The organism is Pandoraea eparura (genome assembly GCF_902459725.1).
In the GTDB taxonomy this organism is placed as follows: Bacteria; Pseudomonadota; Gammaproteobacteria; order Burkholderiales; family Burkholderiaceae; genus Pandoraea; species Pandoraea eparura.
This window is the reverse complement of record NZ_CABPSH010000001.1, coordinates 588,510-610,983: the sequence shown is the minus strand read 5'-3', so window position 1 is coordinate 610,983 and position 22,474 is coordinate 588,510. Positions and strand designations below refer to the sequence as shown.

Here is a 22,474-nt window from a genome sequence, read left to right as displayed (position 1 = left end):
ATTTCAAACCGGCCGATATGGGCGTATCATCCCGGCGCAACGGCTTCCCCCACGGCCAGTCTTTGCGCGCTTGCGAGCGCCTTTGTCCCTCATGATCGTCCGACCCAATCTGAACTGGCTGCGCATGCTCTTCGTCGTGCGCGGCTCGATCGTTCCCAAGATTGCCCCGCAGCTCATTTTCACTACGATCATCTCGATCGCCGTCACGCTGGCCCACGGACGCATCTTCGAATGGAAGATTCCGCTCACGTTCGTGCCGTTCTCGCTGATCGGCATCACACTCGCAATTTTCCTCGGCTTTCGCAACACCACGAGCTATGCCCGTTACTGGGAAGCCCGGGTGCTCTGGGGCAGTGTGCTCAACGAGACGCGTGCCCTGGCTCGCCAGTCGATGACGCTCGTGTCCGACACCTCGGAATCGCCGCGCTTCGTTGCGTATCTCATCGCTTTCGTCCATGGCATGCGGCATCAGTTGCGCGGGACCGACCCGCAAGCCGACTTCGAACGGCTGCTCGACAAAGTGGACGTCGCGTGCCTGGCGCGCAAGCAGTTCAAGCCGATCGCGATCCTGCTCATGGCGGGGGATTGGCTGCGAGAGCGTCGTGCGCGCGGGCAGATCGAAGCGCCGCTCGCGCAGGTCATGGAGATGCACCTGGATCGGCTTGGCGAAGCCATCGGCGGCTGTGAGCGGATTGCCACTACCCCCATCCCGTTCACGTACGGCGTGATCCTGCACCGCGTCACGTATCTCTACAGCGTGCTGCTGCCGTTCGGACTGGTCGATTCGATCGGTCCGATGACGCCGGTGGTCGTGGCCTTCATCTCGTACACCTTCTTCGCACTCGAAGCCGTCAGTGCCGAAATCGAAGAGCCGTTCGGGCTGGAGCCGAACGACCTGGCGCTCAACGCCATGTCCGAGACCATCGAACAATCGCTGCGGGAAATCCTCCATCGTCAGCACACGGCCCGCCTGCGCCCGCGCAACGACCATCACATCATCACCTGACGATTCGATACTAAAGTACTTGCTTTACTGTTGTGAGCGTCTATACTCAAGCACATGCTTGACCATGACATCGCCCTCGATCTGACCTTTCAGGCGCTGGCCGACGCGTCGCGCCGCGCGATGCTTGCGCGGCTGGCGCAGGGGCCAGCGTCGGTGAGTGCGCTCGCGCAGCCGCTGGCGATGTCGTTGCAGGCGGTCATGCAGCACCTGGCCGTGCTCGAGAGCGCGGGGCTGGTGCGAACGGAAAAGGCCGGACGCGTGCGAACGTGCCGGATCGAACCCCAGGCGCTGAGCCTTGCCGAGCGATGGATTCACCAGCGCCGTCACGAGTGGGAGGGTCATCTCGACCGTTTGGGCGAGTATCTGGCCAGCCTGCCGCCAGAAGGAGGAGTTCATGAGGACAGCCAGTGAAGCAGCACCTGCGCAGCCGCGCCCGTTGAGCGTTGGTCGGACCTACGCGGCCACCCGCGAAACCGTATTTCTCGCCTGGACCCGCACCGAGGCCGTGAAGCGCTGGTTTTGCCCGACCGGCTACACCGTGCCCGAAGCGCAGATCGATGCCCGCGTGGGCGGCGCTTTCGACCTGCGCATGCAGTCGCCCGAAGGGGAATCGCATTGGATTCGCGGGCGTTTCGTCGAGATTGACGCCCCGGCGCGTCTCGTGATCGACATGGAAGTGACCGACGCCAAGGGGCAGGCGCTGTTCGGCGCGCGCACGACGGCTGAATTCACGGAGGTGGCGCAAGGCACGCGGTTGGATGTGGAGCAACGCTACACCGTTCACGATCCCGCGTTCGCCTGGATGCCCGCCGGGGCCGGCGAGGGCTGGGCGCAGACACTCGACAAGCTGGGCCGCGAGGTCATGCGCGAGGCCGAGGCGCCCACGCAACGCAGCGTTGTGCATGCCACCTTTCGCATCGAGCGTCAGTACGCCGCGTCGCCTGCGCGCGTGTATCGTGCGCTGACCGAGCGCGACGCCAAGGACCGCTGGTTCGCCAGAAGCGATGGCCTGACCTTGATCGAGCGCTCGATGGACGTGCGCCCCGGCGGCCGCGAGGTGGCGAAAGGGCGCTGGGCAAGCGGCATGGTGTCGACGTTCGACGCGCTGTACTTCGATGTCGTGCCCGATTCGCGGCTTGTCTACACCTACGAGATGCACCTGGATGCGCGCAAGATCTCCGTGTCGCTCGCAACGATCGACCTACGTGCGCGTGACGGTGGCACGCACCTCGTCATGACCGAGCAGGGCGCCTTTCTGGACGGCTACGACGACGCGGGCTCACGCGAACGGGGCACGCAGCAGTTGCTCGATGCCCTCGGTGCCTCGCTCGGCGACTGAGCCCCCCGCATCGACGTTCCCCTTCCTCCTCCAAGGCCGCTGTACCCCGGTTTCCGGGGAACAGCGGCGCTTGACGCGCCTCGGTGATTCCCCGGTCGCGCCGCGCGCGCGGTCTGTTTGCACCGCTTCGGTGCGTCGATTCCCATCGAAAGCCGCAATAGTTCCTCGACAAATATCGTGTTTTTCATCTCGGCGGCGAGTTCTAGACTTCCTTCCATCGACGGCGCAATTGAAAACAAAGTCGTCGCAAACTAGACAGGAGTTAGGAAAATGAACCGCAAGAACATCGCAATCGCCCTTATCGCCGCCGTGGCTTCGCTCGGTGCCGTTGCCAGCAACGCTGCCGAGAACGGCAACAATTATCCCGAGATCGCCTCGCAAGGTCAGCCGCTCACGCGTGCCGCCGTGCTGGCCGATCTGGCACAAGCCCGCACGCAAGGGTTGATCCCGAACGGTGACGCCGACTATCCGGTCTACGTCGCTTCGGCTTCGACCAAGAGCCGCGCCGATGTCAAGATCGAACTGGCCCAGGCACGTGCGCAAGGGCTCGTACCGCAGAACGACGTGGACTATCCGATCATCGCCTCGCAAGGCCCGAGCACCTCGCGCGCCGACGTGAAGCAGGAGCTGGCGCGCGCCCGCGCCGCCGGTGAACTGAACGTCAGCCAAGGCAGCTGATCGCCGGCCGGCTGACGCCGCAGGCTGAAAAGCCGTCCCGAGGGAAATCCTCGGGACGGCTTTTTCGTGTGTCCGATAATTCTCGCCCATCGCCCATCGCCCATCGCCCATCGCCCATCGCCCATCGCCCATCGCCGCTCAGACGCGTCGGTCGTCGGCTGCGGGTGTGTCCGGGGCGACGGGCGCCGATGCGTCAGTGGAGGTCGGTGCCGGTGCCATGTCGGGCACTCGCTCGCTGTCCCAGCCGAACGTGACCTGTCGCTGCGCATGACGTTGTGCGCGCTCGCGTGCCATCTGTTCCTCGAACTGACGGCGGCCTTCCTTGGCCGTGGCCACCATGGCCTTGCGATCCTGGTAGGTGGGATACATTTCGTCGGTCAACTGCCGATTGGCGCGACGAAATGCCATCGCGGCCTCTCGCGCCTCGGCCGCCGGCCAGCCCAGGGTTTCAAGCACCGAACGCGCACTGCGCAGCGATGACTCGAAGAGTTCCCGCTCGATGTGCTTGACACCGCGCTCGCGAAGTTGGAACAGATGGCCGACGTTGCGCGCCCGCGCCACGATCGGCACGTCGGGAAAGTGTTCGCGCAGCAGGTCGACGATTTCCAGCGACTGATCGACGTCGTCCACCGCGACGACCACCGCGCGCGCATGCGCCACGCCGGCAATGCGCAGCAGATCGAGTCGCGTGGCGTCGCCATAGAACACCCGAAAGCCAAATTGGCGCAGGCTCTCGATGGTGTCGGGATCGTGATCGAGCACGGTCACCGACACGCCCTGCGGCACCAGAGTGCGGCCGACGATTTGCCCGTAGCGTCCGAAGCCGCAGATCACGACGCTGGCCGACTGGGGCTCGGCGATCTCGGCCATGCGCGGCGATCCTTTCACGCTGTAGCGCGGCAGCACCCATTTGTCGATGGCCACAAGCAGTAGCGGTGAGACCAGCATCGACAGCGCAACGGCGCCGATCAGGAACGACGATACCCCTGGCGGCAGCACCTGCGGGCCCGCCGATTGGAACACCACGAAGGCGAATTCACCGCCCTGTGCGAGCAACAGCGTGAAGATCGGTCGCTCCTGGTAAGGCAGTTGCATCCACCGGGACACACCGTAGATGGCCAGTCCCTTGAGCGCCATGAAGCCGACGACGACGGCGATCATGCGCAGCGGTTGCGCGAGCAGCACACCAAAGTCGATGCTCATGCCCACGGCAATGAAGAACAATCCGAGCAGCAGCCCCTTGAATGGTTCGATGTCCGTTTCCAGCTCTCGCCGGTATTCGCTCTCGGCGAGCAGCACGCCTGCAAGGAACGCGCCGAGTGCCATCGACAGGCCGACCCATTGCATCAGCGCCGCGATGGCGACTACGAGCAACAGCGACGCGGCGGTGAAAATCTCCGGCGTGCGACTGTTGGCGATCCAGCGCAACAGCGGGCGCAACGCCAGCCGGCCGCCAAGGATAATCGCGGCGATCACGCCGACGATCTTCAGGGCTTCGAACGCGCGCGCCGTCCCCGTCATGACCTGGCTGTCGAACGAATTGCCGAGCAAGGGCAGCAGCGCGAGGATCGGGATCGCCGCAACGTCCTGGAACAGCAGAATCGAAAAGCCCGCCTGACCGCTCGGGGTGCCGAGCAGATTGCGCTCGGCCATCACCTGCAAGGCGATCGCCGTTGACGAGAGCGCGAGGCCGAGGGCGGCAACGAGGGCGATGCGCCACGGGGCGCCGAGCGCCACGCCCGCCGCGAAGAGCAGCACCGCGCAGCCGACGACCTGCGCCGATCCCCACCCGAAGATCGGGCGTCGCAGATTCCACAGGCGGCGCGGTTCCAGTTCGAGGCCGACGAGGAAGAGCATGAGCACCACGCCGAACTCGGCGAAGTGCAGTATGTCTTCCACGCGCGCGACAAGACCGAGCCCCCAGGGGCCGATGGCAATCCCGGCGGCGAGATAGCCGATGATCGCGCCGAGTCCCAGCGCACGCGAGAGCGGCACGACGATGACCGCCGCGGCGAGGTAAATCAGGCTGGCTAACAACCAGGCCGGCACGTGTTCCATCAGGCGACCCTCCCGGCGTTGGCGTTGGCGCTCTCGTTGCTGTCGCCCGCGACCTCGACTGCGCCGGTGGCGCAGCGCGGCCGGTCCGTGACCGGAATGTCCGGACACTCGGGCGCGCCTGCCATCGCGATCAACTCAGGCCATTGCGGGTAGGTGACCAGCTTGCCGGCGAACGCGCTCACGTGGGCGTCGAGGGCAGCGTCGTCGCTGCGTCGCGCGCCATAGAACACGTGCGGCGGCAGGAATCGCATGTTGCACAGGCGCGCCATCTGCTCGTAGGCGGGCAGGAACGCCGAAAACTCGTGCTGGTTGTAGCCCTCGGGGCGATAGCTCGCCTGTGGCCCGCCGGTGCTTGCCACCAGCCAGAGGTCCTTGTTCGCGAGCGCATGTCCGTCGTGGCCGTACGCCCAGCCCCACGACAACACGTCGTCGAGCCAGAGCTTCTGCAACGGCGGCATGCTGTACCAGTAGATCGGGTGGACGAGCACGATCAGGTCGGCACGCGCCACCCGCCGTTGTTCGGCGGCGACGTCGATGCTGAAGTCGGGATAGGTCGAGTAGAGGTCGTTGACGTCGACCCCCTCGATGCCGCGCGCGGCGTCGAGCAGGCGACGATTGACGCGCGAGTCGCGCCAGCGCGGGTGCGCCACGATGACGTAGACGGCTCGCGTCGGCACGTCGTGGCGGGAGGCGTCATCGGTGTCCGGGGCTGCCGCCAGGGCAGAGGTCGGGACAGGGGTGGCAAAACGGGAAGGCGCGCGGGCAGTCATGCGGGGGAGCATACCGCATTCGTCCGGCGCCTGACATCACGGCGGGCACGCCCTTCGGCATCACGTCGGCATCATGTCGGGCATGACGTCCCACGCCGCGTCCGATGTTTCCGCACATTGCGCGCGGACGCCACGCAACGTTAAAGAGTGCGATGGCGAAAGCCGTTAAGACTGGATAAGCTCAGCGTAGTTGTCGTGGCGCGCGGCAAGCCGGCCGGCGTGTCGCATGTCAACGGACGAACCCCCCATAACCTTCGCGCCGGTGAGGCATTCGTGCACACGCCGGCGCAGCATCGACATGTCGCCGCAATCCTTTCGTACTACCGTCAATCTGATCTATCACGGCCGCAACGTCGCGCTCGCGCTGTTGCTCGTCGCGCTGATGTACAACCAGACGTTCTGGATCGTCGTGAGCGTTGCCGCGGCGGCGCTGTGCACCGGCGCGTTGCGCGAGGCGGCGCGCATGCCGGAGCAGGACGATCTGCCGCCGCGTCCGCTGGTCATCCAGGTGCTGCGCATTTCGGTGCCGTTGCTGCTCACGATGTTCGCGCTCGGCTACGGCGCCGTGTGGCTCAATCGCAATCTTGGCTGAGTCAGGCGCGCTCAGCCGGTCCCCGCGCTCGCGTGGGGTGCGAGGCGGGGCGGTCGGCGATGGCATTTACCGCGGCGTCGGCTGCGCGGCGCCCGGTTGGTGCAGCAACGCATTGCGTCGCGCATACAGGAAATAGATGCCCAGGCCGATGACGAGCCACACCACGAAGGCGATCCATGTGGTGGCTTGCAGGTGCGCCATCAGAAACAGGCACAGGCCGGCGGAGATGAGCGGCACGACCGGGGCACCGGGCACGCGGAACGCGCGCGGCAGGTCCGGACGCGTGCGACGCAGTACCAGCACGGCGACCGACACCAGCGCGAACGCCGACAGCGTGCCGATGTTGATCAGCTCGGCGAGCACGCCCAGCGGCACGAAGCCCGCAATGACGGCGAACACCACCCCGATGATCCACGTGCCGGCAAACGGCGTCTTGTGCGTCGGATGGATGTGTGAGAGCAGCGGCGGCAGCAGACCGTCGCGCGACATGGCATACGTGATGCGGGTCTGGCCATAGGTCATCACCAGGATCACGGTCGTCATGCCGAGAATCGCGCCCAGATCGACGAATCCCGCGATCCAGTTCTGACCGGCGTATTGCAGTGCCAGCGACACGGGGTGATCCACGCCCGCGAACATCGCGAAGGGCACGATGCCGGTCATGATTGCCGCGACCGCCACATACAGCAGCGTGCAGACGATCAGCGAGCCGATGATGCCGATGGGCAGATCGCGGCCCGGATTGCGCACCTCTTCCGCCGCCGACGTCACGGCGTCGAAGCCGATGAAGGCGAAGAACACGAGTGCGGCGGCGTTGAACATGCCGCTGGTGCCGAAAGGCATGAACGGTGTCCAGTTGGCCGGCTTCACGTGCCAGACGCCCACCGCGATGAACAGCAGCACGACGCCGATCTTGATCGCCACCATCAGGTTGTTGATGCGGGCGGACTCACGCACGCCGTACGACAGCACCCACGTGATGAGCAGCATGATGACGACGGCCGGCAGGTTGATGAAGGTCGTGACACCGGGCACGCTGCCGGGGGCCGCCGTGATGGCCGCGGGCAGATGCAGGCCGAAGCCTGCCGCGAGCGACTGGAAGTAGCCCGACCATCCGACCGAGACGGCCGACGACGCCAGTCCGTACTCGAGCATCAGGTCCCAGCCGATGATCCACGCGACGATCTCGCCGAGCGTGGCATAGCTGTAGGTGTAGATCGATCCGGAGACGGGAATCGTCGAGGCGAATTCGGCGTAGCACAGGGCCGCGAAGCCGCAGGCCGTTGCCGCGATGATGAACGAGAGCGTGAGCGCGGGGCCGGCGGTGAGGGCGCCGGTGCCCGTGAGGACGAAAATGCCGGTGCCGATGATGGCGCCGATGCCCATCAGGACCAGATCGACCGGGCCCAGCACCTTCTTGAGACTGCCGGTACGGCTCGCGACCAGCATGTTCTCGATGTTTTTGGTTCGAAAAAGACTCATGACCTGCAAAAGGTTCCTGCAACGTATGCCCTTGGCGTACGCGGGGCGCGCGCCATCGGGGAATCCACGGGAGATGCCTCCCGCGACCTGGCTGCAAGGGCACCCTGGGCTTGTGGCCGCGCGTTCCCATGCCTGGCGGAACGCCACAGGGCGGGTCGTTCGCCCTCGTTGCGCTAACGTTGCCGGTGCACACGGCACCGGCATGTCGGCCATCGGCGGCGCGCCTGGGTGGCGCGCACCGGATGCGGCATGACGATAGGCAACCACGGCGCGCGCTGCGCGCACCGGGGCGGGACGAACACGATCGAGACTTACGGAGGATCCTGCCGGACTGCCGAGTGCACTGCGACTGTCGACGCGGCACACCGGAGAAGGGTGGGTCTGCAATGTGGGTGCCCGTTCGACGCCGGGGCGTCGTTCGGGCGAAGGCTCGCTGTCCTGCGGTCCGGCCATCGGCGCCTGATCGGCACCTCCGCCTGGCCGGAATTGCTCGCATTTTAAGCGCTTTTCACAAAGTGCGTGCAGTGATTGCTGAATTTGGGGTCATATCGCCGGGGCAACGGGGCAGCGAGGTAACGGGACAACGGGGCAACGGGGCACGGCCGCCGCCGCGCCGCGAATGGGCGACGCATGCGGCCTGCCGCATCAGCGATTTTGCCCTCCGGGGCCACCGCCCCCGGGACCACCGCCGGGCGGACGTCCGCCATGACCACCGCCATGTCCTCCCCCCTGTCCACCAGCGCCGGGCAGACGCGCGCCAGGCCCCCCGCCGCCGCCGGGCGGTCGCGGGCCGGGACTCGCACCGTGGCCCGGTGGACGCGGTCCCGGTCCGTATCCGGGGGGACGGGGGCCTGGGCCTGCGCCGTGTCCTGGCGGACGCGGGTTGGGGCGGGAATCGTGCCCCCCGGGCGGGCGAGGGCCCGGACCGGGCGAATAGTATCCCGGCGGGCGCGTTCTGGGCGGCGGGCGATTCCAGTAGCGCTGATCGTGATACCAGGGCCGGCCGCGGTAATAGTTGCCCCAGTAAGCGCCGATCGAGAACGTCACGATGGGCAGCCCGATCATCGGGCCGTAGTTGAGCACGGGCACCGGATTGCCCTGATACGGGTAGCTGAGCAGCGCCGCGTAGATCCAGCCGCGCGCGCCGGGCAGGCCGATGTCGCACCACGAGTAGTCGGACAGACAGCCGTAGACGGTCACCGGCGTGCCCGCGCCGGCCTGAGCGACGACCGGGTAATCGATCGCCGGGCCCGCCCGCACATTGGCCGCGGCGTTGGTCACCGCCTGCCCCGACTGCGCCGAGGCCGCCTCAGGCAGCGCGACCAGCATCGTGGCGCCCGCGAGCACGAGCGATAAAGTCCATGTCTTCATGTCCGTCTCCTTGTCGTGACGGCGGGGCGCCCCGCACCGCTGGCGCGCGGGCGGGATGGCACCTTCAAAACGCGTCGATCAGTACAGCACGACCGAGCGGATCGATTCACCGCGCTTCATCAGGTCGAAGCCTTCGTTGATCTGGTCCAGACGCAGCGTGTGCGTGATCAGGTCGTCGATATTGATCTTACCCTCCATATACCAATCGACGATCTTTGGCACGTCGGTACGACCGCGTGCCCCGCCAAACGCCGACCCCTTCCATTCGCGCCCCGTCACCAACTGGAACGGACGCGTGCTGATTTCCTGACCCGCGGCGGCCACGCCGATGATGAACGACTGGCCCCAGCCCTTGTGGCAGCATTCCAGCGCCTGACGCATGGTCGTCACGTTGCCGATGCACTCGAACGAGTAATCGGCGCCGCCGTCGGTCAGTTGCACGAGGGTGTCGACGACGTTCTCGACCTCGTTCGGGTTGAGGAAGTGCGTCATGCCGAACTTCTTGGCGAGTGCCACGCGCCCCGGGTTGATGTCGACCCCGATGATCTTGTCCGCACCGACCATCTTCGCGCCCTGGATCACATTCAGCCCGATGCCGCCGAGGCCGAACACCACGACGTTCGCCCCTGCTTCGACCTTCGCCGAATAGACCACGGCGCCCACGCCGGTCGTCACACCGCAACCGATGTAGCAAATCTTGTCGAACGGTGCGTCCGAGCGCACCTTCGCGACGGCGATTTCCGGCACGACGATATAGTTCGAGAACGTGGAGGTGCCCATGTAATGGAAGATGGGTTTGCCGTCGAGCGAGAAGCGCGAGGTTGCATCCGGCATCAGGCCGCGGCCTTGCGTGCTGCGGATCGCCTGGCACAGGTTGGTCTTGCGCGACAGGCAGAACTTGCACTGGCGGCATTCGGGCGTGTACAGCGGAATGACGTGATCGTCTTTCTTCAGCGTGGTGACACCCGGTCCGACATCGACGACCACCCCCGCGCCCTCGTGGCCGAGAATGGCGGGGAAGATGCCTTCCGGATCGGCGCCGGAGAGTGTGTAGTAGTCCGTATGGCAGATGCCGGTGGCCTTGACCTCGATCAGCACCTCGCCGGCGCGCGGCCCTTCCAGATCGACTTCCTCGATGGTCAGGGGTTTGCCGGCTTCCCAGGCAATGGCGGCTTTGGTTTTCATGGCGATATTCCTCGTTGCAACGTCGTTCGGGGGAGCTCCTTCGCGACGTACCATACCGCGTTCTCACGACACGTGCGAGTCTTGACACGCCACGTCAGCGGAAAAAGCGGGGCCGGGAGCAATAATCGCGGCTTGACGGCGCGTGTCAGCGTCGGGCACCGCTGCCCAGCGGCGCCACGATGTGATAGAAGCCCCCCATGTCGACCGGCCGTGCGAACCAGAATCCCTGCGCTTCGTCGCACCCCAGTTCGGTGAGCCGCTGGGCCTGCGCCTGGGTCTCCACGCCCTCGGCCGTCACCCGCAGGCCGAGCGAGTGAGCCATGGCGATGACCGCGCTCACGATGGCATGGCTGGGAGCATGCGTGAGCATGTCGCGCACGAAGGTCTGGTCGATCTTGAGGCGATTGACGGGGAAGCGGGTCAGGTAGGCCAGACTGGCGTAGCCCGTGCCGAAGTCGTCGACGGCGATCTCCACGCCCATGTCGTGCAGCGAGCGCAGACAGCCGACCGCGGCGCGCGAGTCGCCGAGCAGCACGGTCTCCGTGATCTCGATCTCCAGGTGGCGCGGCTCCAGCGCGTGCGCGTTCAGGGCGCGCTCGACCATTCCCGCGACGTCCTGCCGCGCGAACTGCTGTGCCGAGACGTTCACGGAGATACGCGGCAGATGGCCGCACCGTCGCAGCAATCGGCTTGCTTCGCGGCAGGCCGTTTGCATCACCCATTCGCCCAGCGGCAGGATCAGCCCGGAGGTTTCCGCGATGGGAACGAATTCCGCCGGACTGACGGTGCCCAGCGTCGGATGACGCCAGCGCAAGAGGGTTTCTGCGTGGCGAATCTCGCCATTCGACAGGCTGACCTGGGGCTGGTACACGAGATGTAGTTGCGCGCGCGCCTGATCGTTCACCGCGACGCGCAGCAGACTTTCGAGTTCGTTGCGCCGCCGCGTCTGCGCGTCCATCTCGCTGCTGAACACGCGCAGGCCGCCACCGGCGGCACTGGCAATGCCGAGCGCGATGTGGGCGCGGCGCAACAGCGTCTCGGGCGTATGGCCGTGTTCCGGGTAGCTGACCGCGCCAATGCTTGCGTCGAGCGCGACGGTGTTCTGGTCGACGTCGGCCCACTGGGCCAGCCGTGCCTGAATCCGGGCGGCGAGCAGACGCGCGCCGTCGCCCGTTTCGTTCGTCACGATGACGAAACGGCTGCCGCCAAGGCACGCGAGGGCGTCTTCGGGACCGCTGGCGTCGCGCAGGCGTTCGGCGGCGATGCGCAGTGCCAGCTCCGCGGTCGGCGGGCCGAAGGTGCTGCGCAGTTGGCGCAGGTGATCGAGTTCGATCAGCAAAACCGTCAGGCCGACCTGCTGACGCGCACAACGATGGATTGCCAGTTCGAGCCGTTCGTTGAGCAGGGTCTGGTTGGGCAGTTGGGTGACCGGGTCGTGATGCGTGACATACCAGAGCCGGGACGCCACCTGGACCTGTTGCGAGAGGTCGAGCACGATGCCCACCCAGCGGCGCTCTCCGGGCGCATGTTCGACGCAGGAGAGCGCCAGGCGCACGGGCAGCCAACTGCGCACATGCGTAAGCAGATGCCATTCGTCGTCGTACGGTACGGCTTCGGTGGCCGACAGACTGGCTAGCGCGGGCAGGCGGCGACGCGCCAGCTCCGAGGGGTCGAGCAACGACAGGAAGCTGCGCTTGCCCAACAGGTCGTCCGGCCGATAACCCGTCAGACGCGTGAACGCACCGTTCATCCGCTCGAGCATGCCGTCGTCCGTGCAGACGAACATGGCATAGGGGGCGCTGTCGAGCGCGGCACGGCTCAACTCGGCTTGTACGTCGGAGACCCGGCGAGGCACGGGATCGTTCATGCCCGGATCTCACGAAAGCCGACCGGGCCGCAATGCTGGCACGTCATGCAACACCTCCCTGGCGTCGCGATTTTTCTCTCGAAAATCGAGGGATCGGATCGCCAAAATTCTTTTGATTTTCAAATGGTTGTGCATAACATTCTGCCACGACGAAAGGGCGCGCGGGCAAGGGAAAACGTGGGGGGCGGAGGGGTTCCGAAAACGCGCGGGCACGCGCATGCTATGGGCTTGCGGCCACCCGAGTGCGAGCGATGAGCGGCGACGGCGAGCGACGTTGACGTGATCGTCGCGGCGGGGATCGACGGCGCGTTGATGTGGCCTGCGACCGATCCGTTCGGTATGATGCGGCCTGATTCCAGCGGGCTTCACGCAGCGTCGGTCGAGCATGGCGTGATACCCCCGCAACCCCTGACATTTCGGCAAAAGGACGACAGCGTTGCATAGCGTCTCGACATCGACGAGCGGCATGGCCCGGGGCTTCTGGCGAAAACGTCGGATGCCTCAACGACTGCGCGCGCTCCTGGCATGCCTGCCGTGGCTCGTGTGCTGGGCCGCGTTCGGCAACGCGCTCGCGCAGACACCGGAAGCGGCCGTCGCGCCCAACGCGCGGGACGCCAACGTCCGCCAGGTGGTGCTGGGCATCATCAGCTTCACCCGCTGGCCGACGGCGCCGGCCAAAGTGCGGCTTTGCGTGGTCGGCAACACTGACTATGCGCATGATCTGCTTGCCGGACCGTTACCGAGCATTGGCGCGCCGGTCGAGGCGACCCGCGTCCTGGCGACGGAGCCCGCCATTGGTTCGTTATGCGACGCGTTGTATCTCGGCACCGTGAGCGACGCCGAACGCCGGCAACTGCTTGCGAACCTCGCTGGTCACCCGGTTCTGACGATCAGCGAGCGCAACGACTCGTGCACGCTCGGGGTCATGTTCTGCCTGAACGTCGATCCCGAGCGCGTGACGTTCGACATCAACCTCGACATCGTTGCGCGCAGCGGTGTGCGTGTGCACCCGAACGTGCTGAAGTTGGCGCGAAAGCCGGGGACACCATGACGACCCAACGCCCGCCATCCCCCCCTATGCCTCCCGGTTCCTCGTCTGTTGCCGGCCTGCTGCCCGCCGACCTTTCGGCCGATGTATCGACCGAAGGCGAACGCGAGCCGCCGCTCGCGACACCTCACGTCGCGGCGTCCGCCCCCGCGCGCGATCGCCGGCCGTCGCTGCAACGGATGTTGCGTCGTACCCACCTGCGCCTGGCCGTCTCCGCCGTCGTGCTCGCGGCCGTCTCGCTGTCACTGGTGGCGTGGATCGCGTTGCGCGTATATGCCGAGAACAATTTGCAGCTCATCGGACGCTCGCTTGCCTATACGACTGAAGCGGCCGTCGTGTTTGGGGACCGCGTGGCGGCGCAGGAGGCGATCGCGCTCATCGCGAGCGACGAGGACCTTGCGCAAGTGCGCGTCCTGGATGCGAACGATGCGCAGTTCGCGCTGTGGCGCCGTCCTGACGGCGGCGCCCTGACGCAGGTCGAGCGTGCGGTCGCGAGTGTCGCACTCCCCGGCCCCGCGACGCTGCCGATTCGGCATGACGGAAAGGTCGTTGGCAGTATCGAGGTGCAGGGGCAGGGACATCAATTTTTCCTGTTCCTGCTGACCGGCATCGGCGGCGTGCTCGCTTGCCTGCTGGTGACGTTCGCGGTGGCGAACGTGCTTGCCAAGCGCATGCACCGCGACATCGTCAAGCCGCTGCGAGCGTTGGCGGAGGTAGCCCACGCGGTGCGTCGTGAGCGTGCCTTCCATCAGCGGGTTGCGCCGACACCGCTGGCCGAATTGAAGGAACTTGGTGACGACTTCAACGCGCTGCTCGACGAATTCGAGGGTTGGCAGAACCATCTTCGCGCGCAGAACGCCACGCTTGCGCATCAGGCCAATCACGATCGGTTGACGGGACTGCCTAACCGGGCGTACTTCGAGTCGCGCCTGGCACAGGCACTGACCGACGCGCGCGAGATGGGCACGCACGTCGCGCTGCTCTATCTCGACAGCGACCGCTTCAAGGAAATCAATGACCAACTGGGGCACGGCGCGGGCGACGCCGTGCTCGTGAGCATTGCCGAGCGTCTGCGCCAGCCGTTGCGCGAGGGGGATCTGGTGGCGCGTCTGGGCGGGGATGAGTTCGCTGTCATGTTGGTGGGAGTGCGGCAAACGTCGAACGCCGTGCGACTCGCGCAGACCCTGCTCGCGGCGATGGAAAAGCCGATCACCCTGCCCGATGGCCGTGAAATCGTCACGTCGATGAGTATTGGTGTAGCGTTGTACCCGACTCACGCCGTGGACGCCGCCGCGTTGCTGCGCACCGCGGACGCGGCCATGTATCAGGCCAAGCGGGCGGGGGTCGGCACCTGGCATGTGGCGGACATTCCCAAGGGAGACGCCGAGGTGCAACGGGCAAGCTGACGGGCCACCATAACGATAATTGACTACCGGATGACACAACGCCATGGGGAATTGCTTTGGACTTCGATGTTAGTAAGCACGATATGTCGTCTCACCTTGCGCACCGCGCATTCGCGGCTCAGGGCGCTCGCGTTGCGCGCACCCTCATTCGATGCGAGGGGTTGGCTCGCCGACTGATAGGGTTGGTCTGCCTTCTGACGTTCGCCGCACTGGCGGGCTGCCAGACCACGCCGGTGCATGGCCTGACAGCCGAGCAGGTCGCCGCCTTGAAATCGGAGGGCTTTACGCAGACCGATGAGGGCTGGGAGTTCGGCTTATCCGACAAGGTGCTGTTCGATACCGACGAGTTCGTGATACACGATGCGGCGCGCGAGACGGTGGCGCGAATCGGCCGCACGCTCGTGAAGGTTGGCCTGAATCGCGTGAGCGTCTACGGTTATACGGATTCGGTGGGCAGTGACACCTACAACGAGCAGCTTTCGGCTCACCGCGCCGACGCGGTGGCCGACGTGCTGGTCGAAGCGGGCATGCAGCGCGCGGGCATCCAGACGATCGGCGCAGGCAAGCGCAATCCGGTTGCCGATAACAGCACGCCTGCCGGCCGCGCTCAAAACCGGCGCGTTGCCATCGTGATCTCAACGCGCTGAGCGACGACATAGCGCGTTTCGTTCTGCCAAACCCCGGCGGTGCCACGGCACCCCCGGGGTCACGTCAACCGTTTGCCAACGGCCACAATCAGGCACAATGGCGGCTGCCGCCGGACGATTCCGGCCGAATTGCCCACGTTGTCCCGATGCTCCCGACGTTTCTGATTCCCCGCGCTTTCTCTGCCGACGGTATGCCCCGAGTACCCCGTGCGCTACCTGTTGCCCTGATCCGTGTGCTGCTTGCCGTCGTGGTGATGGGGGCGGCGGCGATGGCCTTCGCGCAGAACGCGCGTGTCGGCGCGTGGGCGACGGCACCGCAAGCGGTGGCGCAACACCCGGGGGCGCCGTCGTTCAATCGGGCGCCGGCCGTGGGCGGGCGTACGGTGCGTCAGATTATTTACCCGACGCTCTCGGGCAACGACGTTCGCGTGCGGTTTTCCAATGCTTATGGCACGCAACCGCTGGTGATCGAGCGGGCCAGCCTCGCAGTGGCGCTGCGTGGCGCAGCCGTCGATGCTGCCAGCCTGCGCGCGATGACGTTCGGCGGTCAGCCGATGGCGCGGATCGCGCCGGGCGCCTCGCTCGAGAGCGACCCGTTGCCGTTCGTGGTTCGCGCCGGCACGCCGCTGGCCGTCAGCGTGTTCACGCGTGAAGCCAGGCCGCCGACGACGTGGCACAAGATTGCGCAGGAGACGGCGTTTTTGAGTGGCGCTGGAGATTTTGTCGAGGCGACGCAGGCGTCGGCGTATCCCACTCGCTTTACGAACACGTTATGGCTGGCCGGCGTCAGCGTGGTGCCGGATCGGCCCGCGCAAGCCATCGTTGCCATCGGCGACTCGATCACCGACGGCATGCGCAGCACGTTGAACGCCAACCGGCGCTGGCCCGATGGATTGGCGCGGCGGCTCGCGAATGCCGGACGCTCGGATATTGCCGTGCTCAATCTGGGCATCAGCGGCAATCGTCTGCTCCACGATTCGGCCTGCTACGGCGAGCGGCTCGTCGCCCGCTTCCGGCGCGACGCGCTGGAGCAGCCGGGGGTGCGCACGATCGTCGTGCAAATCGGGATCAACGACATCAATTTCGGTTATGTGCCACCCCATGCCGGACTCGACTGCGACGTCCCGCACGTGATCGTGAGCGCACCCGAAATGATCGCGGGGTATCAGTCGCTGATCGCCGCGGCGCGCGCGCGCCACGTCCGCATTCTCGGCACGACCATCCCGCCAGGCAAACTGCCGCCCGAGCGCGAAGCGGTGCGTGAAGCCGTCAACCAATGGGTGCGCACGAGCGGGGCGTTCGACGGTGTCATCGATTTCGACGCCGCGCTGCGCGACCCCGCCCAGCCGACGCGCATGCAGCCGCGTCTCGATAGTGGCGACGGCACCCACCCCAGCGATGCCGGCTACGCCGTCATGGCCGACGCCGTGCCGCTGTCGCTGTTGTTCGGCGCCACGAAATGATCGCAAGCCCGTGCGTGGTCAGCGCTCGCGTCGTACGCCGACGGTGATCTGCTGCAAGCGCTCGACGTCGGGCGAATGCAACCAGTCAGGATGCGCGAGGCAGTGGCGGAACAGCGCTGTCGCGTCGTCGCCCCAGTACAGCGCGCCGTCGAATGCGAACGTCGGCACACCGAACACCCCGGCGGCAATCGCCGCGTCGGTGTTCTCACGCAAGGCGGCCTTGACCGCGGGGGCTTCCGCGAGGGCGATGGCCTCGTCGGCGCCCAGCCCGAGGCGTTCGCTCAGATCCTGCCAGCCCTGCGCGTCGGTCACGTCGCGCCCTTCCGCCCAGATGAAACGGTAAATCGTGCGCACGACGTCATGCGTTGCACCCAGGGCTATCGCCAGGCGCAGCACACGGATCGGATGAAATGGATGCACGGGCGGCATGCGGTAGGCAATGCCGTCCTGCTCGGCGCGGAACTGCGCCATGCGATAGGTGAAGAGGCGTTTGTGCGGTGTTTCCGCCGGCCCCTGCGTTTGCAGATGCGCGAGGATCGCACCCAGCACGATCGGCTTGAGTTCGATGTCGAGCGAGCGCGGCAGCGTGTCGAATCGCTCGAATTGCAGGTACGAGAAAGGGGAGGCGAAATCGAAATACCACTGGGCACGGCGGGTGGGGGTGTCGGCAGTTTGCGACATGAGGCACGGTCTCCGGGGTAGAGGTTCTGATCGACGCTTCTCGGTGGCTTTGCAGAGTGTAGCGGTCCGGCGCCGAGGCTTGCATGGGAGACATCGTCCACGAACCGACCGGAAGCATGCCTAGTACAGGCTCTATCACGGGCCTAACGAGGGCCTAACGAGAGCCTAACGAGGCTTAACGAGGCTTAACGAGGACTCAACACGGGGACCTAATATGGACCTAACACGGACCTAGGGCCCTAACACGGCGCGGACGCGGGGCGAATGTGGGTCGAAGGCTAGCCCAAAGCGGATCGGACACGGTCATCGATTCAGGGTGTTCGGTGCGCACGGGTAAATTATCGTATTTTTGGATAATTCGTATCTGATATAGCGATTTTTATTATTGAAGCGACGTTCGTAGACTTGTAGTCATTCCAGAGGAGTGGCCGCAATGACAACGAAAACCGATACGACTCACCCCCCCACGGCCAGCCGTCATAACGCGTTGGTGCCGGACCGGCAGAATCCGTGGGCCGGTCTGATCCTCTCGACCGTCATCGCGTTTGTCGCCCTGTTGCTCGGGCGCCAGATGCCGCTGGTCGGCGGTCCGGTGTTCGGCATTCTGCTCGGCATCGTCGTTCGCAACGTGTTCGCCCCCGGTGCACGTTATGAAGCGGGCATCCGGTTCGCTTCCAAGTACGTGCTTCAGTGGTCGATCATCGCCCTCGGCTTCGGCCTGAGCCTGTCGCAAGTGGCGCATACGGGGCTGGAGTCTCTGGCCGTCACGGCCGTGACGGTCACCGCCGCAGGGTTGTCGGCCTGGGGGCTGGGCCGCGCGCTGGGTGTCGGCGGCAAGCTCAAGCTGCTCATCGGCATTGGCACGGCCATCTGTGGCGGATCGGCGATTGCCGCCGTCACCCCGATCGTCAAGCCGGACGACCACGAAACGGCGTTCGCGATCTCGACCATCTTCCTGTTCAATATCGCGGCCGTGGTGCTATTCCCAATGCTCGGCCACCTGCTGCATCTGTCGGATCTGGGGTTCGGCATGTGGGCGGGCACGGCGATCAACGATACGTCGTCGGTGGTGGCGGCCGGCTACAGCTACAGCAAGGCCGCGGGTGATTACGCGACCATCGTCAAGCTCACGCGTGCCACGCTGATCATCCCGATCTGCCTGACGCTGGCCGCGATCGTGGCGTACCGCGCCAAGCGTGCCGGGGCCGGCAACTTCAGCCTCGCCCGCATCTTCCCGTGGTTCATCCTCGGCTTCCTGGTCGCCTCGGGGGCTCGCACAGCGGGCTTGGTGCCGGCCGAGCTGCAACCCTGGATTCACGACGCCGCGGAGTTCCTGATCATCGTCGCCCTCACGGCCATCGGCCTGTCGTCCAACCTGCGTCGCATGGCATCGACCGGTGTGCGTCCCATCTTGCTGGGACTCGGCGTGTGGGCCGCCGTGTCGGTGAGCAGCCTCGTGGTGCAACTGATGATGGGCCAGCTCTGACGCGCCCAGCGGTCGACGGTGGACGTCGTGCCCGGGTAGGGCCGATCCGGCGGGCAAGCCGGGCTCCGTCGCCTAAAATGCAATCACGGACGGCCGACGGTCGTCCGTGATGCCTTTTCGGGAGGCGGTCATGACAACTTCATTCGGTGAGATGTGGTACACGATCGGCGCGCTGGCCGTGATCCTGCTGCTGGCCGGGATGGTGTGGGAGCTCGGCCTGTGGTGGACGCGCCACCCCGATCATCGCGCGGTGCAGCGCGTCGAACACGCGTGGGAGAGGATTCGTCACCCGCGACACTGATGCGCTGATGGCTGGATATCCGGCATCTCAGCGCAGTCGAGCGAGATTCAAGCACGGCGGCTGACGCGCGTCAGCCGCCGGAGTGGCGTTGACCGGGCGGCTCAGTCGAGCTTCAGGTGCCGCGGCACATTCGCGTCCCAGCGCTCGAGATCCTCGAGCGGATAGGGCTTGCTGCCATGCAGCGCGCGCTTGATGCGGCTCTTGCCGCTCGGGCGGGGGACGTTGGGGAGCGAGGCGCCGGCCGGCGTGCCGGCCAGATCGAGGTAGTCGCGCTTGAACTCGGCCTGGGTCATGCCCCACTTCATCAGAAACTCGCGACTGCCGCGATTTTTCACGACACGGCCTGTCGAGCGGCAGCCGAAGTGATAGACGACGCTCTTGCCCACGATGCGGAACGTACGGCAGCCGACGAGCCACAACTTCATCAGGAAGTCGTCGTCGCTGCTCATGCCCGGCCCGAATTCGATGCTGTAGCCGCCCACCAGATGCCACAGACTGCGGCTCACGAGCGTGGGTTGCGTCGGCACGCCATTGACGTCGTCGCGGTTCAGCGAGGCGGCGAAGGCGAGCAGGGCGGCTTCGTCAAACGTTTGTGTGGTCGTGCCGAAATCCTGCGATACGACCTGTTTGCTGGCCCCGGCGTTCGGTTCGATCATCACCGACGAGAGGTAATAGATCGGCGTGTCGAGGGCTCGCGCGGCGTCGATGAGCGCGGTGTCCCAGCCGGGGGTGACGAACATGTCGTCGTTCAGGAAGAGCAACTGGTCGTGCGATGCCAGCGGCGCGAGCTGATTCAACGCCAGGCAGACCCCCACGTTGCCGACGCTGTGGGTGTGACGCAACCCCTGTTCCCGAACCCATGCCAGCGTGCCGTCGCTCCCGTCGTTGACGTGAACGAGGATCTCGTGCGCTTCGCCGGAGTGACGGCGAACGCTATCGATGCACAGCTTCAGAAAAGGCAGGTTGTTCCAGGTGGGAATCAGGATGCTTAGCATGAGGGGGCGGCGGGCGGTTATTTGCGCTCAGGTGAGGTGGCCGCAGTTTCTGCGCTTTTCGATCTCGCCGGGCAGGCAATGGCGGCGAATATCGCCAGCATCGTCGCATAAAACGCGGTCGTGACCTTGAGATTGAATGTCTCCACGGTCAGCCCAAAGATGAAGAACGCCACGGCGGTGAGCAAGCCGAGCAGACCGGTGCGGCGGGCTCGTTTGTCTCCATGGCGAATACACAGGATGAAGAACCAGGCCGGCACCAAATACACGGCAAGCATGGCGATAAGGCCGCCGATGCCATAGTCGACCGTGTAGGCAAGGATCTGGTTGTGGACTTCGCCACGTCCCAGTTCAGCCGCCGTTGGCGTGATGATGCCTTTTTCTGCCATCGGCGCCATGGCATCGTGGAAGCCGTGCGCGCCTAATCCCATGGCGGGGTTTTGGCCAATGAGGATAAGGGCTGCCTTGTACAATTCCAGCCGGATGCCAACCGATGAATCGGGTTGCCCCTTTGCCATGTTCGACAAATCGAGCGAAATATCCGTGAACATTCGAGTGCGAACGGTCTGCGAGAGGCCGATGGGCAACACAATTGCGGCACACAGCACGACGATCGCCGCCCAGCGTGCGTTTCGATTCAGCGCTTTACCGCCGATCCAGATGCACAAGATGACCATCACCGGTAGCGCAATCCAGCCCCCCCGCGACAGACTGGCCCACGACGCATAACCGCCTGCCAACGCGCCGGCCAGTTTGATGATGACCCCCATCACGTGGTCGCGTTTGAGCCAATTGATCGAGAGCGCCGACAGCACCCCCAGCAGCAAGGCAATGTCACCGAAATGAATCGGATTCAGGAAGCTACTCTCTGCCCGAGCCGCGAATTCGATGACCGTATACGACGCCATCACCGCTGCCGCGAAGGCTCCGATGGGCAAACCGAACGACACCCAGGCGGGTAGGTTCTCACTCAAACGCCGCAACGCGAACATGAGCACGATCGCGATCAGAAACCGGGAGGGCGAGTCAAGCGTGTTGCCGGCGACATGCCCGTGGATCAACTCGCTCAGCATCACGGCAGCAAACGGCAGGCAGAGCGCGATGGTGAGGGCAGTCAGGGCGTGACGCGGCACGACCGTCGCCGAGGGCCTGGGCAATGGCGTTCTCGCGTCGGCGACAAGCACGTAAAGACTGCACGCGAGCAGAAGGAACATCACGACGTTTCCCCCGCGAGGTACGACTAGCGTCGCAGCGGGAAAGAGAAGAAGCAATGCACCTAGAATCGATGTAACCGCTCGCCGTCGAATGCTGGACGGCAACGTCGAAGTGAGGGGCATGAGGTACTGAGGGCAGCTCTGCTAAAAATTAGCGAGAAGTATGCCAGAAACAGTCCCCGACGGTCGGGTTTTGCGTCCTCCGCCTGAAATCGGGTTGCGAGCGACGCTTGTCCCGAAGACTACAGATTCATTGCCCCCAGCACGCCGCACAGATGCAGCGCCACGTGAGTCCAGGCGGCTTCGTCGTACGACTGCCCTTCGCGGGCCAGTTGCTGTGCCTCGTGAAACGCGCGCCAGAGGGCGGCGGCGCTCGACGGGGTACCGCCGCTCAACTGATATTGACGTTGCAGGGCCTCGGCCAGCCACGGTTGCTCATGGGCACAGGCCTCGGCGTAGGCTTCGACGGCGACCCGGGCATACGGGTCGCCCGCAGGGTCCAGCACGACTGGCTGACGGGCAACCGAGCGCGGGACGGCGGAGAGAACATGGCGCTCGGCGGCGCTGTGGCGGGTGGCGTAATGTTTCATGAATGAGGGTCTCGTCTCGTTGGCCGCGCCAGGGCCGCTGGCGCGGAATCGCTTACGTGGACTCAGTCGCTTTCCATCTCGCGGATGAACAGCATGGCGGCGTGCTTGGCCTGATCGATGCTGGTGAACGTCCGGCCATCCATGGGCCACACATCGACCAGCACCGCATAGTTGCCCGGCTGATCGGCCTGCATGATGCGTATGTAATGCTGCCGGAACACACAGCGCGCGAGTTCCACGGTCGGATGCGGTCGGCGGAAATGGGCGGTTGCCATGACAGTCTCCAGAAATTCGGCCC

General features: G+C 65.5%; 22 protein-coding genes. 11 read left to right on the top strand and 11 right to left on the bottom strand.

Annotation, left to right across the window (positions count from 1 at the left end; genetic code table 11):
- The first annotated feature begins 91 nt into the window (after positions 1–91).
- From PEP31012_RS02715 to PEP31012_RS02700, 4 genes are all read left to right on the top strand, one after another.
- Positions 92–1,006, top strand: a complete 915-nt coding sequence (locus PEP31012_RS02715; RefSeq protein WP_150587782.1) for a bestrophin family protein — start codon at positions 92–94, stop codon at positions 1,004–1,006.
- A gap of 54 nt (positions 1,007–1,060) precedes the next feature.
- Entirely contained in the window at positions 1,061–1,417 is a 357-nt protein-coding gene (locus tag PEP31012_RS02710) for an ArsR/SmtB family transcription factor (protein ID WP_150587781.1), read from the top strand.
- Positions 1,401–2,345 carry an SRPBCC family protein gene (locus PEP31012_RS02705; RefSeq protein WP_150587780.1) on the top strand — a complete coding sequence of 315 codons (945 nt, stop codon included), beginning with the start codon at positions 1,401–1,403 and terminating at the stop codon, positions 2,343–2,345. Before PEP31012_RS02710 ends, PEP31012_RS02705 begins: the two co-directional genes overlap by 17 nt.
- Before the next feature lie 270 nt (positions 2,346–2,615).
- Positions 2,616–3,023: a DUF4148 domain-containing protein gene (locus PEP31012_RS02700; protein WP_150587779.1), complete on the top strand. Its 408-nt coding sequence runs from the start codon at positions 2,616–2,618 to the stop codon at positions 3,021–3,023.
- A gap of 138 nt (positions 3,024–3,161) precedes the next feature.
- Here PEP31012_RS02700 and kefC read toward each other — a convergent pair whose 3' ends face one another.
- Both kefC and kefF read right to left on the bottom strand, forming a co-directional pair.
- A complete protein-coding gene (gene kefC / locus PEP31012_RS02695; RefSeq protein ID WP_150587778.1) occupies positions 3,162–5,081 on the bottom strand; it encodes a glutathione-regulated potassium-efflux system protein KefC in 1,920 nt (639 codons plus the stop codon).
- Positions 5,081–5,863, bottom strand: coding sequence for a glutathione-regulated potassium-efflux system oxidoreductase KefF (kefF, locus tag PEP31012_RS02690; protein ID WP_150587777.1), 783 nt, complete (start codon positions 5,861–5,863; stop codon positions 5,081–5,083). Before kefF ends, kefC begins: the two co-directional genes overlap by 1 nt.
- 286 nt (positions 5,864–6,149) lie before the next feature.
- On the opposite strand from kefF, the gene PEP31012_RS02685 reads away from it, so the two are divergent.
- The gene (locus PEP31012_RS02685; protein ID WP_150587776.1) at positions 6,150–6,443 is read left to right on the top strand and encodes a hypothetical protein; all 294 of its coding nucleotides are present in this window, start codon (positions 6,150–6,152) and stop codon (positions 6,441–6,443) included.
- A gap of 66 nt (positions 6,444–6,509) precedes the next feature.
- Here PEP31012_RS02685 and bcaP read toward each other — a convergent pair whose 3' ends face one another.
- From bcaP to PEP31012_RS02665, 4 genes are all read right to left on the bottom strand, one after another.
- Positions 6,510–7,925: a branched-chain amino acid transporter BcaP gene (bcaP, locus tag PEP31012_RS02680; RefSeq protein WP_150587775.1), complete on the bottom strand. Its 1,416-nt coding sequence runs from the start codon at positions 7,923–7,925 to the stop codon at positions 6,510–6,512.
- 645 nt (positions 7,926–8,570) lie between these two features.
- A complete protein-coding gene (locus PEP31012_RS02675; protein WP_150587774.1) occupies positions 8,571–9,296 on the bottom strand; it encodes an SH3 domain-containing protein in 726 nt (241 codons plus the stop codon).
- 78 nt (positions 9,297–9,374) lie between these two features.
- A complete protein-coding gene (locus tag PEP31012_RS02670) occupies positions 9,375–10,481 on the bottom strand; it encodes an S-(hydroxymethyl)glutathione dehydrogenase/class III alcohol dehydrogenase (RefSeq protein ID WP_150587773.1) in 1,107 nt (368 codons plus the stop codon).
- A 145-nt stretch (positions 10,482–10,626) separates the two neighbouring features.
- Positions 10,627–12,348: a putative bifunctional diguanylate cyclase/phosphodiesterase gene (locus tag PEP31012_RS02665; protein WP_150587772.1), complete on the bottom strand. Its 1,722-nt coding sequence runs from the start codon at positions 12,346–12,348 to the stop codon at positions 10,627–10,629.
- Between the two features lie 496 nt (positions 12,349–12,844).
- Between PEP31012_RS02665 and yfiR the strand changes: the two genes are divergently transcribed.
- The 4 genes from yfiR to PEP31012_RS02645 all read left to right on the top strand — a co-directional run bounded on the left by yfiR (position 12,845) and on the right by PEP31012_RS02645 (position 16,912).
- A complete protein-coding gene (gene yfiR / locus PEP31012_RS02660) occupies positions 12,845–13,399 on the top strand; it encodes a regulatory sequestration protein YfiR (protein WP_150587771.1) in 555 nt (184 codons plus the stop codon).
- Positions 13,396–14,802 (top strand): diguanylate cyclase DgcN/YfiN, encoded by a 1,407-nt coding sequence (gene dgcN / locus PEP31012_RS02655; protein WP_484549312.1) that lies wholly within the window; start codon positions 13,396–13,398, stop codon positions 14,800–14,802. Before yfiR ends, dgcN begins: the two co-directional genes overlap by 4 nt.
- A 182-nt stretch (positions 14,803–14,984) precedes the next feature.
- Positions 14,985–15,449 (top strand): outer membrane lipoprotein YfiB, encoded by a 465-nt coding sequence (gene yfiB, locus PEP31012_RS02650; RefSeq protein ID WP_343039876.1) that lies wholly within the window; start codon positions 14,985–14,987, stop codon positions 15,447–15,449.
- Between the two features lie 191 nt (positions 15,450–15,640).
- The gene (locus tag PEP31012_RS02645; RefSeq protein WP_150587770.1) at positions 15,641–16,912 is read left to right on the top strand and encodes an SGNH/GDSL hydrolase family protein; all 1,272 of its coding nucleotides are present in this window, start codon (positions 15,641–15,643) and stop codon (positions 16,910–16,912) included.
- An 18-nt stretch (positions 16,913–16,930) separates the two neighbouring features.
- On the opposite strand, the gene PEP31012_RS02640 is transcribed toward PEP31012_RS02645, so the two are convergent.
- Positions 16,931–17,593 (bottom strand): 2-hydroxychromene-2-carboxylate isomerase, encoded by a 663-nt coding sequence (locus PEP31012_RS02640; protein ID WP_150587769.1) that lies wholly within the window; start codon positions 17,591–17,593, stop codon positions 16,931–16,933.
- Between the two features lie 433 nt (positions 17,594–18,026).
- On the opposite strand from PEP31012_RS02640, the gene PEP31012_RS02635 reads away from it, so the two are divergent.
- Positions 18,027–19,079, top strand: coding sequence for a YeiH family protein (locus tag PEP31012_RS02635; protein ID WP_150587768.1), 1,053 nt, complete (start codon positions 18,027–18,029; stop codon positions 19,077–19,079).
- A 130-nt stretch (positions 19,080–19,209) separates the two neighbouring features.
- Positions 19,210–19,380: a hypothetical protein gene (locus PEP31012_RS23540; RefSeq protein ID WP_174978080.1), complete on the top strand. Its 171-nt coding sequence runs from the start codon at positions 19,210–19,212 to the stop codon at positions 19,378–19,380.
- Between the two features lie 101 nt (positions 19,381–19,481).
- On the opposite strand, the gene PEP31012_RS02630 is transcribed toward PEP31012_RS23540, so the two are convergent.
- The 4 genes from PEP31012_RS02630 to PEP31012_RS23535 all read right to left on the bottom strand — a co-directional run bounded on the left by PEP31012_RS02630 (position 19,482) and on the right by PEP31012_RS23535 (position 22,451).
- Positions 19,482–20,375: a glycosyltransferase family 2 protein gene (locus PEP31012_RS02630; RefSeq protein WP_150587767.1), complete on the bottom strand. Its 894-nt coding sequence runs from the start codon at positions 20,373–20,375 to the stop codon at positions 19,482–19,484.
- Between the two features lie 17 nt (positions 20,376–20,392).
- Positions 20,393–21,586, bottom strand: coding sequence for an O-antigen ligase family protein (locus PEP31012_RS02625; RefSeq protein WP_174978079.1), 1,194 nt, complete (start codon positions 21,584–21,586; stop codon positions 20,393–20,395).
- A 242-nt stretch (positions 21,587–21,828) separates the two neighbouring features.
- Positions 21,829–22,176: a hypothetical protein gene (locus PEP31012_RS02620; RefSeq protein WP_150587765.1), complete on the bottom strand. Its 348-nt coding sequence runs from the start codon at positions 22,174–22,176 to the stop codon at positions 21,829–21,831.
- A gap of 62 nt (positions 22,177–22,238) precedes the next feature.
- The gene (locus tag PEP31012_RS23535) at positions 22,239–22,451 is read right to left on the bottom strand and encodes a hypothetical protein (RefSeq protein WP_174978078.1); all 213 of its coding nucleotides are present in this window, start codon (positions 22,449–22,451) and stop codon (positions 22,239–22,241) included.
- Between the last annotated feature and the right edge of the window lie 23 nt (positions 22,452–22,474).